At 68.1% G+C, this 16,154-nt stretch carries 12 protein-coding genes; 6 read left to right on the forward strand and 6 right to left on the reverse strand.

Annotation, left to right across the window (positions count from 1 at the left end; all coding sequences use genetic code 11):
- The first annotated feature begins 75 nt into the window (after nucleotides 1–75).
- Nucleotides 76–1,701 (forward strand): bacteriohemerythrin, encoded by a 1,626-nt coding sequence (locus H261_RS23295; protein ID WP_081608886.1) that lies wholly within the window; start codon nucleotides 76–78, stop codon nucleotides 1,699–1,701.
- Between the two features lie 103 nt (nucleotides 1,702–1,804).
- Nucleotides 1,805–2,827 carry a lipid A deacylase LpxR family protein gene (locus H261_RS08950; RefSeq protein WP_008616649.1) on the forward strand — a complete coding sequence of 341 codons (1,023 nt, stop codon included), beginning with the start codon at nucleotides 1,805–1,807 and terminating at the stop codon, nucleotides 2,825–2,827.
- Nucleotides 2,828–2,853: 26 nt separating this feature from the next.
- On the opposite strand, the gene H261_RS08955 is transcribed toward H261_RS08950, so the two are convergent.
- The 6 genes from H261_RS08955 to carA form a co-directional block, all read right to left on the reverse strand.
- Nucleotides 2,854–4,197, reverse strand: a complete 1,344-nt coding sequence (locus tag H261_RS08955) for a hypothetical protein (protein ID WP_008616650.1) — start codon at nucleotides 4,195–4,197, stop codon at nucleotides 2,854–2,856.
- 75 nt (nucleotides 4,198–4,272) lie between these two features.
- Nucleotides 4,273–5,295: an extracellular catalytic domain type 1 short-chain-length polyhydroxyalkanoate depolymerase gene (locus H261_RS08960; protein WP_008616651.1), complete on the reverse strand. Its 1,023-nt coding sequence runs from the start codon at nucleotides 5,293–5,295 to the stop codon at nucleotides 4,273–4,275.
- A gap of 14 nt (nucleotides 5,296–5,309) precedes the next feature.
- Complete coding sequence (locus H261_RS08965) at nucleotides 5,310–6,209, reverse strand: Dyp-type peroxidase (protein ID WP_008616653.1); 900 nt, start codon at nucleotides 6,207–6,209, stop codon at nucleotides 5,310–5,312.
- Nucleotides 6,210–6,213: 4 nt separating this feature from the next.
- Nucleotides 6,214–6,687, reverse strand: coding sequence for a transcription elongation factor GreA (gene greA, locus H261_RS08970; protein ID WP_008616655.1), 474 nt, complete (start codon nucleotides 6,685–6,687; stop codon nucleotides 6,214–6,216).
- Between the two features lie 17 nt (nucleotides 6,688–6,704).
- Complete coding sequence (gene carB, locus H261_RS08975; RefSeq protein ID WP_008616657.1) at nucleotides 6,705–9,962, reverse strand: carbamoyl-phosphate synthase large subunit; 3,258 nt, start codon at nucleotides 9,960–9,962, stop codon at nucleotides 6,705–6,707.
- 57 nt (nucleotides 9,963–10,019) lie between these two features.
- The gene (carA, locus tag H261_RS08980) at nucleotides 10,020–11,225 is read right to left on the reverse strand and encodes a glutamine-hydrolyzing carbamoyl-phosphate synthase small subunit (protein WP_052004205.1); all 1,206 of its coding nucleotides are present in this window, start codon (nucleotides 11,223–11,225) and stop codon (nucleotides 10,020–10,022) included.
- Nucleotides 11,226–11,554: 329 nt separating this feature from the next.
- Here carA and H261_RS08985 point away from each other — a divergent pair, with 329 nt between their 5' ends.
- From H261_RS08985 to rpoD, 4 genes are all read left to right on the forward strand, one after another.
- Entirely contained in the window at nucleotides 11,555–12,013 is a 459-nt protein-coding gene (locus H261_RS08985; RefSeq protein ID WP_008616659.1) for a GatB/YqeY domain-containing protein, read from the forward strand.
- Nucleotides 12,014–12,083: 70 nt separating this feature from the next.
- Complete coding sequence (dnaG, locus tag H261_RS08990; RefSeq protein ID WP_008616660.1) at nucleotides 12,084–13,958, forward strand: DNA primase; 1,875 nt, start codon at nucleotides 12,084–12,086, stop codon at nucleotides 13,956–13,958.
- A 79-nt stretch (nucleotides 13,959–14,037) separates the two neighbouring features.
- Nucleotides 14,038–14,433 (forward strand): RNA polymerase sigma factor region1.1 domain-containing protein, encoded by a 396-nt coding sequence (locus H261_RS26705; protein WP_407636087.1) that lies wholly within the window; start codon nucleotides 14,038–14,040, stop codon nucleotides 14,431–14,433.
- The gene (rpoD, locus tag H261_RS08995) at nucleotides 14,355–16,082 is read left to right on the forward strand and encodes an RNA polymerase sigma factor RpoD (protein ID WP_407636088.1); all 1,728 of its coding nucleotides are present in this window, start codon (nucleotides 14,355–14,357) and stop codon (nucleotides 16,080–16,082) included. The genes H261_RS26705 and rpoD overlap by 79 nt, the downstream gene beginning before the upstream one ends.
- The last annotated feature ends 72 nt before the right edge of the window (nucleotides 16,083–16,154 follow it).

Consider the following 16,154-nt stretch of genomic DNA (forward strand, 5'->3'; position numbering starts at 1 on the left):
TCTTGATTTCTTATCATCACGCCAGATGCGAGGGCCGGCCCGGCGACGCGCACTGGCTGGCCAGAGGCATGCATCATGGCGGTACAATGGGGCTCTCAATTCTCGGTGGGTATCGTCGCCATTGACGAGGATCACCGGAAACTTTTCACCATGATCGACGAATTGCGCGGCATGGCGGTGCGTCAGGCCCACCCCGACGACATCGAGTTCCTGCTCGAGCGCATGATCGACTTCGCCGCCTACCATTTCCGCCGCGAGGAAGCCTTGCTGGAAGGCAACGGCTATCCCGAATTCTCCGGCCACAAGGCCAATCACGACCGCTTCGCCAACGAGGCGACGGCGGTGCTGAACGACTGGCGCGCCGGCCGGCGCGACGGCGTGACCGCCTCGTTCGCCGATTCCATCGAGGCCTGGCTGGTCGAGCACGTCATGAAGGAGGACATGGCCTACAAGGATTTCCTGGGGGAGCGGTTCCGCTCCCTGCCGCTGTTCAGTCCCCATTCGCTGGCGGTGGCCCTGGCCCTGCCGGCGGTGGCGGTGGTGGCGGGTCTGGCCGGCTCGGCGGCGGCGGGGGCGGCGGGACCGGCCTTGTGGGTTCAGGCGGGGGCGGCGCTCCTGGCGTCGGTGCTGGCCCTGACCCTGGGCGGCCGGGCGGTGGGCGTGATCGCCGCCATGACCGAGGCCCTCACCCGGCTGGCCGAGAACAAGCTCGACACCAAGGTGCCGGGCGTCCGTCGCGGGGACCAGCTGGGCCGCATGGCCGCCGCCGTCGAACTGGTCAAGCTCAACATCTGGGAGGTGTGGCGCAGCCACCAGGAAAGCGAGACCCAGCAGCGCCGCGCCGCCATGGCCCGCCGCCAGGCCATCGACGGCGTCCGCGGCGATTTCCAGGATTCGCTGCATGATCTGGTCCCCAGCGTCGCCGCCAACGTCAAGGTCGCCCGCGCCAAGTCCAAGGTGGTCCTGGCCGACGTGGGGACGTCGCGGGGCCGCTGCAACGAGGCGGTGCGGGCCTCGGACGCGGTGGCGGCCAGCGTCGACGTGGTGGCCGGCGCGGCGCGGGACCTGTCCCAGTCCATCGCCGAGGTGCGCGGTCGGGTCGACGAGGCGAGCGCCATCGCCGGCAAGGCGCTGACCGCCGCCGAACGGGCGTCGGGCACCATCGCCGGCCTCGACGAATCGACCCGGCGGATTGGAGAGATCGTCACCCTGATCACCGATATCGCCGCCCAGACCAACCTGCTGGCCTTGAACGCCACCATCGAGGCGGCCCGGGCGGGCGAGGCCGGCAAGGGCTTCGCCGTCGTCGCCAACGAGGTCAAGCATCTGGCCAGCCAGACGGCGCGGGCCACCGAGGAGATCGGCCAAGTGGTCGGCTCGATCCAGAGCTCGGCCGGCGACGTGGTGAGCGAGATCGGCTCGATCGGCAAGATCATCGCCCAGATGAGCGATATTTCGCAAAGGGTCTCCGAGGTGATGACCCGCCAGGACGCCGCCACCGGCGATATCGCCAACCGGGTCCGCCAGGCCGCCGAGGGAACCGCCGACGTGGCAGGCCGCCTCAAGGACGTGATGTCGACGGTGGATTCGGCGGCGGGCGGTGCCGAGGACATCGCCCAGGCCACCCAGGAACTGGCCCGCATCACCGCCGAGTTCCAGGGCGCCATCGACGGCTTCCTGGCCAAGCTGGGCCGCCACTAGGATTTCAGGCGGGGGCGCAGTTCTTCCATGCCGGAAACGCGCCCCCAACCCCCTATCTTTCCGCGGAGGAATGGGCAGAATGCCCAAGGAAGAGGGGGGGCGAATGAGCGACGCGTCGAACCGCAAACCGATCGGAGGCATGATCAGGCTCCTGCGGAACGCCGCCGTGGCGGCCATAGCCGCGTTGCCGACCGTCTCCTGGGCGGGCGAGCCGGAAAACGGCACGCTCAGCATCGTGTTCGAGAACGACCTGTTCTACGGCACCGACCGGCACTACACCAACGGCGTGCGGGGGGCCTGGCTGTCGGGGCCGGGCGACACGCCCCAATGGGTGCTCGATCCGGCGCGCCGGTTCCCCCTGTTCCCGGAGGGCGGCACGGTGCGGGTGGAGTACGCGCTGGGCCAAAGCATGTACTCGCCGGGCGACATCCGGCTGGAGAATCCGCCGGACGGCGACCGGCCCTATGCGGGATGGCTTTACGGTTCGGTCGGGCTGATCGCCGAGACCGGGGCGCGGCTTGACCAGCTGAGCCTGACCCTCGGGGTGGTCGGCCCCGCCTCCATGGCCGAGCCGACGCAGAAATTCATCCACCGGCAGGTGGATTCCCCCGACCCGCGCGGCTGGGACACCCAGTTGCATAACGAGCCGGGCCTCATCCTGACCTATCAGCGCAGCTGGCGCAGCCTGATCTCGGAGCCCGTCGCCGGCCTGTCGTTCGACGTCACGCCCCATCTGGGTGGAGCCGGCGGCAACGTGTTCACCTACGCCAACGGCGGTGTGATGCTGCGCTTCGGCGATGGTCTTCTTCTCGATTACGGCCCGCCCGGAATCCAGCCGAGCCTGCCCGGAGCGGGCTTCTTCATCCCCAACCCGGGACTGGGCTGGTACCTGTTCGGCGGCATCGACGGGCGGGCGGTGGCCCGCAACATCTTCCTCGACGGCAACACCTTCCGCGACAGCCGCAGGGTCGACAAGGAGCCGCTGATCGCCGATTTCCAGTTCGGCGCGGCCGTCACCTGGGGGAACACCCGGCTAAGCTATGTCCACCTGTTCCGCACCCCGGAGTTCAAGGGGCAGAACCAGATGGACGAGTATGGCGGGTTCAGCCTGTCCCAGCGTTTTTAGGCAGCTTCAGCTTCAGGCATTGGACATCATTTCGCCGCCAGTTCCACCAGCCGGGCGGGCGAGGCGTCGCCCTTGGCCGAGGGAAGCAGCAGACGGGCGGCGGCGGCGCGCTCGGCGGGCGTGAAGGTGCCCAGCGCCTTCAGGGCCTCGGTCCTGGCCTTGGACCCGCCGTCGAAGCCGGTGGCGGAAACGGCGTGCCAGCGGGCCGCCTCGGCCCGGGCCGGAGCTCCACCCTCCACCTCGCGGATCAGCGCCAGCAACTGGGCCGAGGGGGCATGGCGGCGCCGGGCCGACACTTCCGCCATGGCGGCGGCCTTGCCCAGCAATTCCGGCAGCTTGGTCATCTCCATGGCCGAGCGCTGGGCGGTGCGGCACAATTCGGTCAGGGCCTCGGTGCGGAATCCGCTGGCCGGCAACGCCTCGGCTCCGGCCAGCAGGCGGTCCATCCAGCCCAGCGAGTCGGGATGGACCGGGCTGAAATCCTTTTGCGCGAACGGCATGTTGGACAGCCGGTCGCGCCGTGTGGCCGGATCGGTCACCTTGGACAGCGAGACGAAGGCGGCGGCGGGATCGTCGGAGCGGATGCGGGCACCGTAGAGCACCAGGGACGCCGCGTCGCGCCGCGACGGCTCGGTCAGGGCGTCCACCTCGGGCTCCAGCAGGGCGGCCAGGGCCAGTGCCCCCTTCTTCGCCTGACCCATGGCCAGGGATTCCAGCGCCACCAACCCGCTCTCCAGCCGTGCCCCGGCCTCGGCCAGCGCCTTGACCGCCGCGATGGCCTCGTCGGCCGTCGCCCCGGCCTCGGGCTGCTTGCGCGCGGCCATCAGACCGGCGGTGTGGGCCAGCAGCCGGGCACGCAGCACCGGATCGACCACCCGCGCCAGGGACAGGGCGGCGGCCGGGTCGCGGCGCTTGACCTCGGCATCGATGCGGTAGCGGGCGATGGACTCGGTCATCTCGCGCACCAGGGCGGGATCGTCCACCCATTGCGGCCGCTCGGTCACCGCGTCGAGGACGCGCAGCCCCTGGCCGTCATCGGCGGCGTCGACCCCATCCAGGCCGGGCTTGAGGAAGACCTCGACCACCTTGGCGGATTTCAGCGTGTCGGCCGGCCAGAAGGCATCGGGGCCGCAGGGCAGTTGGAACGACAGGGGCTGATCCGCCACGGCCTTGCCGGCGAAGACCTTGCGCACCGTGCCGCCGACCCGGCAGGCGGAGCCCAGGACCTCGACCCCCGACACCTGAACCTGCACATGGCTTTCGGCGGCCAGGCGGCGGGCGACGTAGTTGCGCGTCTCCATCCCCGCCCCGGCCGCCAGGGCCGAGGTGGACGACAACAGCAGCAGGACGAGCGGAACCGTGCGCTTCATGACCTCTCCCCGGGCAATCTCGGCTGCCAACCTAACCCAGGCCGACCCCGCTGGGCTTGACTTGCGTCATGTGGGTCACAGGCCGAAGAAGCCGGCGATCTCGGCGGCGGCGCACACGCCCGCATTGACCACATACTCGCTCTCGCGGCCACAGCCGGCGCCGGGCGCCACGGGGACAGCATGGCTCAGACCCGGCAACAGCCGCAATTCCACCACCGTTTCCGCCCCGCCCCGCGTGGCGGTCCAGACGGGATCGAAAGGCGGCGGGTTGCGGTGGGTCTGCTCGCAGGTGGTGAAGGCCGGCAGGGCGGCACCGTGCAGGCCGGCCCACTGAGCCGCCGTCTCCACCGCGTTGACGCAGGCCACGCTCTTGTCGGCATCGCCGTGCCAGACGGACAGGCGCGGCCATTTGGCGCGCGGCGGATGCTGGCGGGAAATCTCCGCCGCCCAGTCCTGGGGCCTGACCTCCGCCGGGCCTTCCATGCAGCCGAAGGCGCGCCGGACCTCGGGCGTGGCGAAATACGATCCGCCGGTCACCCCGCCGATGCGGGCGCAGCCCACCGGCACGCCGGCCATGGAGGCCCCGGCGGCGAAATCGTCGGGCAGGGCGGCCAGCAACACCTGGGCCATGGCGCCGCCGGCCGACAGACCGACCACGAAATTGTCGCCGCCGGCCATGCCGTAGCTCTCGCGCGCTTTCATCACGGCCTGATGCAGGCGGCCGGTGATATTGCGCCCGGTGGGCTGCCGCTCCTCGGCATCGAACCACCACAGACAGTTGTTGCCGGGTGCGCCGGAGATGGAATCCTTGAACTCGGCGACCAGCAGGGCGAAGCCCCGCTTTTCCGCCAGGTCGCGCCAGCCGCTGTCCACGGCGAAGGGGATGCCCTCCTGCTTGCAGCCGTGCAGCAACAGAACCATCGGCCCCGGCCGCCCGCGGGCGGCGTCGGGGACATAGGCCTTGACCTCCAGGTTCCACCACCACAGCTGGCTGCCGCCGGCATGCAGGCCCGACACCGACTCGAACCCGGCGGCGGCGGTGGGCGCGGCCCACAGGGAAGCCACCGCCAGCAGCAGGGCGCCGAGACGCGATATCATGGTTGTGAAACTCCTCAGGACAGGGATTCCAGCAACTCCGCCGAGGGGGCGAAGAAGGCGGCTCCCGTCACCGGCCGGGTGAAGTCCAGCAGCCGGTCGTGGTGTCCGCCGCCCGAGGACAGCACCATGCGCTCGAGCATCTTGCGGAACGGTGCCGGGCTGGCGCAATAGGCGACGAAATAAAGGCCGTGCTCGGAGGTGGTGCCGTAGGGCATGGAATGGCGCAGGACTTCCAGTTCCTCGCCGTCCTCCTCGATCACCACGCGGGCGATGTGGGCGGACGGCGGCTTGACCTCCATCTCCTCGTCGGCCTCCTTGGTGCGGCCCACCGCCGCCTCCTGGTCGGACAGCGACAGGGCCTCCCAACGGGGCAGATCGTGGACGTAGCGCTGCAGCGAGACGAAGCTGCCGCCGGCGAAGGGGCCGTCCTTGACCAGCGCCACTCCGGCCCGCTCGTCACCTTCCGGATTTTCGGTGCCGTCGACGAAGCCGGTCAGGTCGCGCTTGCCCAGATGGCGGAAGCCCATCACCTCCTCCACCACCCGCACGTGGGGGCCCAGCGCCCCCATCACCCGGCGGGCCAGCATCAGGTTGGCATCGGCGCGGGGCGAATGGATATGGAGGAACAGATCGGCCGGGGTGGCCGGCGCCTTGCGGCCGCCTTCGGCCAGGGGGGCGAAGGGCGCCAGGCCGTCCGGACATTCCCGGCTGGTCAGCCGGGTCCAGCAGGCCGCTCCGATGGCTACCGAACTGGCCAGGGCCGGCTCATCCAGCTGGGCGGCCAGGGCGGCGGTCAGGTCGGGCAGCGCGGCCAGGACGCGCCGCACCGGGCTTACGTCGCCATCGGCCAGCACCAGGGTGAGGAACAGGGCGAAATCGCCGCCCTCCGCGCAGATGGCCGATTGGGGCGTCATGGCCTCACCCGAACCGGACGTCGACGATCTCGTACGACTTGGAACCGCCGGGCGCGGTGACCTCGACCGTGTCGCCCAGATGCTTGCCGATCAGGGCGCGCGCCAGGGGCGAGTGCACCGACATGCGGCCCGACTTGATGTCGGCCTCGTGGGCGCCGACGATGGTGTAGACCACCTCGTCATCGGAATCCTCGTCGGCCAGGGTGACGGTGGCGCCGAAACGCACCTGATCGCCCGACAGGGTGGCGATGTCGATCACCTGGGCGCGGGAGATGATGTCCTCCAGCTCGGAGACCCGGCCCTCGATGAAGCTCTGGCGTTCGCGCGCCGCGTGGTATTCGGCGTTCTCGGACAGGTCGCCATGCTCGCGCGCCTCGGCGATGGCTCGGATGACCGCCTGGCGCTCGACATATTTGAGTGTCCTAAGCTCTTCCTCCAACTGGGCAAGGCCAGCCGGAGTCATCGGTATCTTTTCCATCAAACGCCCCTACGCCCCTAGAACGACCCCTTAAAGTACGATTGCAGCGGCGCCACATCAAGCGTGCCGCAACGCATGGCCTCGATCGCCTCCACCGCCGCGCGGGCGCCGGCCACCGTGGTGTAGTGGGGAATGTTGTTGGTGAGAGCGGTGCGGCGGATGGAGAAGCTGTCCTTCACCGCCTGGCTGCCCTCGGTGGTGTTGACCACCAGATGCACCTGGCCGTTCATCATGGCGTCGACGCAATGGGGGCGGCCTTCCAGCACCTTGTTGACGATGGTGACGCCGGTGACGCCCCGGTCCTTGAGGTAGAAGGCGGTGCCGTCGGTGGCCATCACCTTGAAGCCCATCTCCAGCAGGCGCCGGGCGATCTCGACCATGGCCGGCTTGTCGCCGTCCCTGACCGAGATGAAGGCGCCGCCCTCGGTGGGCAGGTGGGTGCCGGCCCCCAGCTGGCTCTTGGCGAAGGCCCGGGCGAAGTCGGAATCGATGCCCATCACCTCGCCGGTGGACTTCATTTCCGGCCCGAGCAGGATGTCGACGCCGGGGAAGCGGGCGAAGGGGAACACCGCCTCCTTCACCGCCACGTGCTTGAGCTCGGGACGGGTGGTGAGGCCGAAGGAGGCCAGGGTCTCGCCGGCCATGACGCGGGCGGCGATCTTGGCGATGGGCACGCCGGTGGCCTTGGCCACGAAGGGCACCGTGCGGGAAGCGCGCGGATTGACCTCCAGGATGTAGATGTCGCCGTCCTTGATGGCGTACTGGCAGTTCATCAGGCCGACCACGTTCAGGGCCTTGGCCAGGGCCGCCGTCTGGCGCTCCAGTTCGGCGATGGTGGCCTTGTCCAGGGAGTAGGGCGGCAGCGAGCAGGCGGAATCGCCCGAATGGATGCCCGCCTCCTCGATGTGCTGCATGATGCCGGCCACATAGACCTGATTGCCGTCGCACAGGGCGTCCACATCCACCTCGATGGCGTCCTTCAGGTAGTAGTCGATCAGCACCGGATCGTCGCCCGAGACCTTGACCGCCTCGACCATGTAGCGCTCCAGCGCCTCGTGGTCGTAGACGATCTGCATGGCGCGGCCGCCCAGCACGAAGCTGGGACGGATCACCACGGGATAGCCGATCTTCTCGGCCACCTTGATGGCCTCGTCCAGGGACCGCGCGGTGCCGTTGGCGGGCTGCTTGAGGCCCAAATCGTGCAGCAGCTTCTGGAAGCGCTCGCGGTCCTCGGCCAGATCGATGGAATCCGGGCTGGTGCCCAGGATCGGAATGCCGGCCTTTTCCAGGGCGTGGGCCAGTTTCAGCGGCGTCTGGCCGCCGAACTGGACGATGCAGCCCAGCACCTTGCCGTTGGACTGCTCCTTACGCACCAGATCGATCACCGTCTCGGCGGTCAGCGGCTCGAAATACAGGCGGTCCGAGGTGTCGTAGTCGGTGGATACCGTCTCGGGGTTGCAGTTGACCATGATGGTCTCCTTGCCGGCCTCGTCGAGGGCGTAGGCGGCATGGACGCAGCAATAGTCGAACTCGATGCCCTGGCCGATGCGGTTGGGACCGCCGCCCAGGATGATCACCTTGGTACGGTCGGAGGGCTGGGCCTCGCACTCGGCCGGGTTGACGCCGTCGCCCTCGTAGCACGAATACATGTAGGCGGTGGACGACGGGAACTCGGCGGCGCAGGTGTCGATGCGCTTGTAGACCGGCTTGACGTTCAGCACCTCGCGGCGGAACGTCGTCTCCACCAGGGACTTGCCCGACAGCTTGGACAGGCGCTGGTCCGAGAAGCCCATCTTCTTCAGGCGCAGCAGGCCGGGGGCGTCGATGGGCAGGCCCTTGGCCTTGATCTCGGCCTCGGCATCGACGATGCCCTTGATCTGGGCCAGGAACCACTTGTCGTAGAAGCAGGCGGCGTGAACCTCGTCGATGGACAGGCCGAAGCGGAAGGCCTGGGCGATGACCAGCAGGCGGTCATGGCGCGGCTGGGCCAGAGCGGACTTCACCGCGTCCTTCATGTCGCCGGCGCCGGCGCCGGGGATCTCCACCTCGTCCAGGCCGGTCAGGCCGGTTTCCATGGACCGCAGGCCCTTCTGGAGGGATTCCTGGAAGGTGCGGCCGATGGCCATGGCCTCGCCCACCGACTTCATGGAGGTGGTGAGGTTGGGATCGGCGCCGGGGAACTTCTCGAAGGTGAAGCGCGGAATCTTGGTGACCACGTAATCGATGGTCGGCTCGAACGACGCCGGGGTACAGCCGGTGATGTCGTTGGTCAGCTCGTCCAGGGTGTAGCCCACCGCCAGCTTGGCCGCCACCTTGGCGATGGGGAAGCCGGTGGCCTTCGACGCCAGGGCCGACGAGCGCGACACGCGCGGATTCATCTCGATGACGGTCATGCGGCCGTCCTTGGGGTTGACCGCGAACTGCACGTTGGAGCCGCCGGTATCCACCCCGATCTCGCGCAGCACCGCCAGCGAGGCGTTGCGCATGATCTGGTATTCCTTGTCGGTCAGCGTGAGCGCCGGGGCGACGGTGATGGAATCACCGGTATGCACGCCCATGGGGTCGACGTTCTCGATGGAGCAGATGATGATGCAGTTGTCCTTCTTGTCGCGGACAACCTCCATCTCGTATTCCTTCCAGCCGAGCACCGATTCCTCGACCAGGACCTCGTGCACGGGGCTTGCCGCCAGGCCGCCCGAGACGATGTGCTCGTATTCCGCCACGTTGTAGGCGATGCCGCCGCCGGTGCCGGCCAGGGTGAAGCTGGGGCGGATGATGGCCGGCAGGCCGACGAAGTCGAGCGCGTCGCGCGCTTCCTGCAGGGTCTTCACCATGCGCGACTTCGGGCTTTCCAGGCCGATCTTGTCCATGGCGTCGCGGAACAGCAGCCGGTCCTCGGCCTTGGCGATGACGTCGCGCTTGGCGGCGATCATCTCGACGCCGAACTTCTCGAGGATGCCCATGTCCGCCAGCTTCATGGCGGTGTTGAGCGCCGTCTGGCCGCCCATGGTGGGCAGCAGGGCGTCGGGACGCTCCTTCTCGATGATCTTGGCGACGATCTCCGGCGTGATCGGCTCGATATAAGTGGCGTCGGCCAGACCGGGGTCGGTCATGATGGTCGCCGGATTGGAGTTGACCAGGATGACCCGGTAGCCCTCGTCCTTCAGCGCCTTGCACGCCTGCACGCCGGAATAGTCGAACTCGCAGGCCTGTCCGATGACGATCGGACCGGCGCCGATGATGAGGATGGACTTGATGTCTGTACGTTTGGGCATGGCGGCGTTTCTTTTCTGAATAAATCTCGGTGCGGGACCTTGAGAAAAACGGGGCTGTTAGCCCCGCTTCTCCATCAAGCCCACGAAGCGCTCGAACAGATAATGGGCGTCCTGCGGACCGGGGCTGGCCTCGGGGTGGTACTGGACGGAGAACACCGGCTTGCCCTCGACGGCGATGCCTTCCACCGAGCCGTCGAACAGCGAGCGGTGGGTGACCTTGATTCCGGCCGGCAGGGACTTTTCGTCGACCACGAAGCCGTGGTTCTGGCTGGTGATCTCCACCTTGCCGGTTTCCAGGTCCTTGACCGGGTGGTTGGCGCCGCGGTGGCCGGTGTCCATCTTGAAGGTCTTGGCGCCCAGCGCCAGGGACAGCATCTGGTGGCCGAGGCAGATGCCGAACAGCGGCTTGCCCGAGGCGATCACGCCCTGGATCATCGGCACGGCATACGTGCCGGTGGCCGCCGGGTCGCCGGGGCCGTTGGACAGGAAGACGCCATCGGGGGCCAGCGCCAGCACCTGCTCGGCGGTGGCGTCGGCCGGCAGCACCGTCACCTTGCAGCCGGTCTCGGCCAGGCAGCGCAGGATGTTGCGCTTGGCGCCGAAATCGATGGCCACCACGTGGAAGCGGGGCTTGTCCTGCTTGCCGTAGCCGCCGCGCAAGGACCACTCGGTCTCGTCCCAGGAATAGGTCTGGGCGCAGGTGACGTCACGCGCCAGATCCATGCCTTCCAGGCCGGGCCAGTCGCTGGCCTTGCCCCACAAGGCGGGCAGATCGAAATTGCCGTCGGGGGCGTTGACGATCACGCCGTTGGGGGCGCCCTTCTCCCGGATGCGCCGCGTCAGCGCCCTTGTGTCGATGCCGCACAGACCCACGATGTTGTTGGCCTTCAGCCACGAATCCAGGTGCTTGGCCGAGCGCCAGTTGGCCGGCTCGGTGATGTCGGCGCGCAGGATCACGCCGCGCGCTGCCGGATTGGTGGTCTCCAGATCCTCGGCGTTGGTGCCGACATTGCCCACGTGCGGGAAGGTGAAGGTGATGACCTGCCCGGCGAAGGACGGGTCGGTCAGGGTTTCCTGATAGCCGGTCATGCCGGTGGTGAACACCACCTCGCCCACGTTGGAGCCGGCGGCGCCGACGCCCTTGCCCCACAGCACGGTGCCGTCGGCCAGGACCAGCGCCCCGGTGGCGCCCGGGGGGCGCGGCGCATCAAAGGTCGGCACCTGGCTGCTGGGCTTCGGTGCGGTCCCGTGTTGGTTCGGCATGGTGGTCCTTTGTCGCGTTCGCGGGTCGGAAGGGCTCCGGCCGCAGGTCTTATAATAAGGGAGACGGGCTCCCCTTCGCCAGCTTTGGGCCGCAAACGGCCGCCGGAGCATCTCGCGAACGGGCAAGACCTTCGGGGCTGCGGGGCCGTATCGTGGCCCAGTCGGCATCAGGTAAATTCCGCGCCTTATAATGACGGGCCGTCACAGAGTCAAGCTCCGCGACGCCGTCAGAAAAATCCTTCTTTTTCAATGCCCTGTCCCGCCATGGATAGGCTTCCTTTCCGTAGGGAATTGGAGTAGCCTGTGCGCTTTCCCAAACGGGGGTGACCATGCTGCGCCCGCAGTTGAACGACGCGCTCAAGGCCGCGATGCTGGGCAAGGATGCCCGCACGGTTTCTACCGTCCGCCTGATCCTGGCGGCGCTGAAGGACCGCGACATCGCGGCCCGGCCCAAGGGCGTCGCCGACGGCGTCAGCGACGACGAGATCCGCCAGATGCTGCAGTCCATGATCAAGCAGCGCCGCGAGAGCATCGCCATGTACGAGCAGGGCAACCGCCCGGAACTGGCCAAGCAGGAAGCCGACGAGATCACCGTCATCGAACGGTTCCTGCCCCGGCAGATGGACGAGGCGGAGACCGCCGCCGCCGTCAAGGCCGCCATCGCCGCCACCGGGGCCGGCGGCATCAAGGACATGGGCAAGGTCATGGCGGCGCTGAAGGGGAGCCATGCCGGCACCATGGACTTCGCCAAGGCCGGCGCGGTGGTAAAGAAGGAACTGGGGGGCTGATCCTCCTTCCGGCCCGGCCCCATATGGTTGGGACGAGCCGCCGCCTTTAGATCCGGGACCTCAAGCCTCCATGGCCTTCCCTCCCCAATTCCTCGACGAACTGCGTGCCCGCGTGCCGGTGACCTCGGTGGTGGCGCGCCGGGTCAAGCTGGTCCGCAAGGGCCGCGAGCACCAGGGTCTGTGCCCGTTCCACAACGAGAAGACCCCATCCTTCACCGTCAACGAGGACAAGGGCTTCTTCCACTGCTTCGGCTGCGGTGCCCACGGCGACGCCATCGGCTTCGAGATGCGGGCCGGGCATCTCGGCTTCACCGAGGCGGTGGAGAAGCTGGCCGCCGAGGCCGGCCTGGAGGTGCCCAAGGCCACGCCCGAGGAGCGGGTGCGCGAGCAGCGCCGCGCCTCGCTGCACGACGCCCTGGAGAGCGCCGCCGCCTTCTTCGAGAAGCATTTGCGCGGGCCCGCGGGGCGCGACGGCTTCGCCTATCTCAAGAACCGGGGGCTTTCCGACGACACCATCGCCCGCTTCCGCTTAGGGTTCGCCCCCGATTCCCGCGAGGCGCTGAAATCCTCGCTGATGAGCAAGGAATGCCCGGAAAGCCTGCTGATCGAGGCCGGGCTGCTGAAGAAGCCCGACAATGGCGGCGGCTCGTTCGACTATTTCCGCGGCCGGGTGATGTTCCCCATCACCGACCGGCGCGGAAGGGTGATCGGCTTCGGCGCCCGGACCCTGGGCGACGGCCAGCCCAAATACCTCAACTCGCCCGATACCCCGCTGTTTCACAAGGGCCAGACCCTCTACGGCCTGGCCCACGCCCGCGAGCAGGCCCGCGAACTGAACCGGGTGGTGGTGGTCGAGGGCTACATGGACGTCATCGCCCTGCATCAGGCGGGCTTCGCCTATGCGGTGGCGCCGCTGGGCACGGCGGTCACCGAGCAGCAGATCGAGGAGCTGTGGCGTCTCGCCCCCGAACCCATCCTCTGCCTGGACGGCGACAAGGCCGGGCAGCGGGCCATGGCCCGGGCGCTGGAGCGGGCCTTTCCCATCCTGAAGCCCGGCCAATCCTTGCGCTTCGCCACCCTGCCTTCGCCCGAGGACCCGGATTCGCTGATCAAGGCCAAGGGGCCGGCCGCCATGGCCGCCGTGCTGGACGCCGCCCAGCCCCTGGTCGAGGTGGCGTGGCGCATCGCCACCCTTGACCGTCCGCTGGACACGCCCGAACGCCGCGCTTTGCTCGAGAAGGAGCTGTCCGACAAGGCCCACACCATCGCCGACGAGGCGGTGCGCTGGCAGTACCTCGCCACCTTCCGCCAGAAGGCCAAGGATTCGTTCCGCCCGCCGCCGCGCCCCTGGAACAATGCCGGCGGCGGCCGGCCGGGGGGCAGGGGCTTCGGCCGCTTCGGCCAGCCGCCCCAGGCACCGCTGAAAGGCCCCGACGGATTGCTGCCCGGCGCCGGGCGCCCCCGGCCGCCGCGCCCCAATTCCGGTGCCCAGGAATGGATGATGCTGGCCCTGGTTCTCGACCATCCCCGCCTGATGGATTCCATCGGCGAGAGGCTGGGGGAGACCACTTTCGCGGACAAGACCCTTGACAATCTTCGACGCGGGATTCTAAAGCACCTCGGGGCAGCCCGCGACCTTGACGCGGACGGTCTTGCAGCCCATCTGAGGACGGACGGATATTCCGAGGTTCTGGACTTCCTGCTCGATGCGAACGAAAGGCGGGTGCGCGCGGTGCGCAGCGACCTTTCCGCCGAGGATGCCCGGACCCACTGGGAACACGTCTACAATCTTTACACCAGGAAGGACCTGCTGGCTGACGTGAGCGAAGCCAACGCCGAACTCGCCCAAGGCCCCACGGCCGCGTCGTGGAGCCGTTTCGAGGCGGTGAAGAAGCAGCAGCAGGCGGCCACCACCCTGGACGACGAAGTGTCCGGGGACGGCTGAGAAAAATATGGAGAGTGGGGCGGAACCGGACTGATCCGGTTCGTCTCGGGGTCAAGACCCTTGAGGAGCAGCGTTTTTCATGGCGACCAAATCGACGAATACGGCCGAAGTTTCCGAGAACCAGGACGAGGCGATGGACGGCCCGCTGCTCGACACCCTGGGCGTCGCCGTCAAGAAGATGGTGGCCAAGGGCAAGGAGCGCGGCTACGTCACCTATGACGAGTTGAACGCCGCCATGCCGCCCGAGGAGGTGTCGTCCGAGCAGATCGAGGACACCATGGCCATGCTGTCCGAGCTGGGCATCAACGTGGTCGAGAGCGAGGAAGGCGAGGACAACGCCCCGAGGCCGCCGAGGAAGAGGCCACCGAGACCGAAGGCTATTCCGGCGCCGGCAACGTGGACGAGGAGGACCTGGGCCGTACCGACGACCCGGTCCGCATGTACCTGCGCGAGATGGGCTCGGTGGAGCTGTTGAGCCGCGAGGGCGAAATCGCCATCGCCAAGCGCATCGAGGCCGGTCGCGAGATGATGATCGGCGGCATTTGCGAAAGCCCCCTGACCCTGCGCGCCGTGGTCGAGTGGCATGATGCCCTGGTCGAGGGCAAGATGCTGCTGCGCGACATCATCGACCTGGACGCCACCTATGGCGCCGACCCCGAGGCTGACGAACTGGCCCAGGTGGAGGCCGAGGGCGTCGTCGAGGCCGTCCCCGTCCCCGAAGCCTCCCCCGAGGCCGGCAAGGCCGAGGGCGAGGTTGCCGCCAAGGCCGAGGGCGAAGCCGGGGACGGCGAGAAGGAAGACGGCGCCGAGAGCGTCGAGGGCGAAGTCGAGGGCGAGGCCGAGGAAGGCGAGGAGAACTCCATCTCGCTGGCCGCCATGGAAACCGAGCTGCTGCCCATCGTGCTCGAGACCTTCGAGGTCATCGCCGCCACCCACCACAAGCTCGAAAAGGTCCAGGACCAGCGTCTGGCCGCCCTCAACAAGGGCGAGACCGTCACTGCGGCCATGGAGAAGAAGTACGACAAACTGAAGGCCGAGCTGGTCCGTCTGATGGACGGCATCCACCTCAACAACGCCCGCATCGAGCAGTTGGTCGAGCAGTTGAACGGCCTCAACCGCCGCCTGATGGCCCAGGAAGGCCGCCTGCTGCGCCTGGCCGAAAGCTGCCGGGTGAAGCGCCAGGACTTCCTCGACGCCTATTACGGCTCGGAGCTGGACCCCAACTGGCTCGAGCAGGTCAGCCAGCGTTCCAAGCAGTGGAAGGATTTCGGCGCCCGTCACGGCAAGGAAGCCATCGACATCCGCGCCACCATCGCCGACATCTCGGGCGAGGCCGGCCTGCCCATCAGCGAATACCGCCGCATCGTCCAGACGGTGCAGCGCGGCGAGCGCGAGGCCAGCCGGGCCAAGAAGGAGATGATCGAGGCCAACCTGCGTCTGGTGATCTCCATCGCCAAGAAGTACACCAACCGCGGCCTGCAGTTCCTCGACCTGATCCAGGAGGGCAATATCGGCCTGATGAAGGCGGTCGACAAGTTCGAGTACCGGCGCGGTTACAAGTTCTCCACCTACGCCACCTGGTGGATCCGCCAGGCCATCACGCGGTCCATCGCCGATCAGGCCCGCACCATCCGCATCCCGGTGCACATGATCGAGACCATCAACAAGCTGGTCCGCACCTCGCGCCAGATGCTGCACGAGATCGGCCGCGAACCCACGCCGGAGGAACTGGCGGAAAAGCTGTCCATGCCGCTGGAGAAGGTGCGCAAGGTCCTCAAGATCGCCAAGGAGCCCATCTCCCTCGAAACCCCCATCGGCGACGAGGAAGACAGCCACCTGGGCGACTTCATCGAGGACAAGAACGCCGTCCTGCCGCTCGACGCCGCCATCCAGGCTAATTTGCGCGAAACCACCACCCGCGTCCTGGCCAGCCTGACGCCGCGCGAGGAACGCGTGCTGCGCATGCGCTTCGGCATCGGCATGAACACCGACCATACCCTGGAAGAGGTCGGTCAGCAGTTCAGCGTGACCCGCGAGCGTATCCGCCAGATCGAGGCCAAGGCGCTGAGGAAGCTCAAGCACCCGTCGCGGTCGCGCAAGCTGCGTTCGTTCCTCGATACCTGAACCGTCACTCCCCCTCCCCCGCCAAAGGCGGGGGAGGGGCGGGGTGGGGGCCATCGGCTCGCGCCTTTCCGG

This window comes from Paramagnetospirillum caucaseum (assembly GCF_000342045.1).
Lineage (GTDB): Bacteria > Pseudomonadota > Alphaproteobacteria > Rhodospirillales > Magnetospirillaceae > Phaeospirillum > Phaeospirillum caucaseum.

Bases quoted from the DNA above. Each gene is read 5' to 3' on its own strand.
- H261_RS23295 (WP_081608886.1), top strand. From the start codon at position 76: ATGGCGGTACAATGGGGCTCTCAATTCTCGGTGGGTATCGTCGCCATT.
- H261_RS26705 (WP_407636087.1), top strand. From the start codon at position 14,038: ATGGCGACCAAATCGACGAATACGGCCGAAGTTTCCGAGAACCAGGAC.
- H261_RS08960 (WP_008616651.1), bottom strand. From the start codon at position 5,295: ATGATATCGCGTCTCGGCGCCCTGCTGCTGGCGGTGGCTTCCCTGTGG.
- carA (WP_052004205.1), bottom strand. From the start codon at position 11,225: ATGCCGAACCAACACGGGACCGCACCGAAGCCCAGCAGCCAGGTGCCG.
- greA (WP_008616655.1), bottom strand. From the start codon at position 6,687: ATGGAAAAGATACCGATGACTCCGGCTGGCCTTGCCCAGTTGGAGGAA.
- carB (WP_008616657.1), bottom strand. From the start codon at position 9,962: ATGCCCAAACGTACAGACATCAAGTCCATCCTCATCATCGGCGCCGGT.
- H261_RS08965 (WP_008616653.1), bottom strand. From the start codon at position 6,209: ATGACGCCCCAATCGGCCATCTGCGCGGAGGGCGGCGATTTCGCCCTG.
- H261_RS08985 (WP_008616659.1), top strand. From the start codon at position 11,555: ATGCTGCGCCCGCAGTTGAACGACGCGCTCAAGGCCGCGATGCTGGGC.
- H261_RS08955 (WP_008616650.1), bottom strand. From the start codon at position 4,197: ATGAAGCGCACGGTTCCGCTCGTCCTGCTGCTGTTGTCGTCCACCTCG.
- H261_RS08950 (WP_008616649.1), top strand. From the start codon at position 1,805: ATGAGCGACGCGTCGAACCGCAAACCGATCGGAGGCATGATCAGGCTC.
- dnaG (WP_008616660.1), top strand. From the start codon at position 12,084: ATGGCCTTCCCTCCCCAATTCCTCGACGAACTGCGTGCCCGCGTGCCG.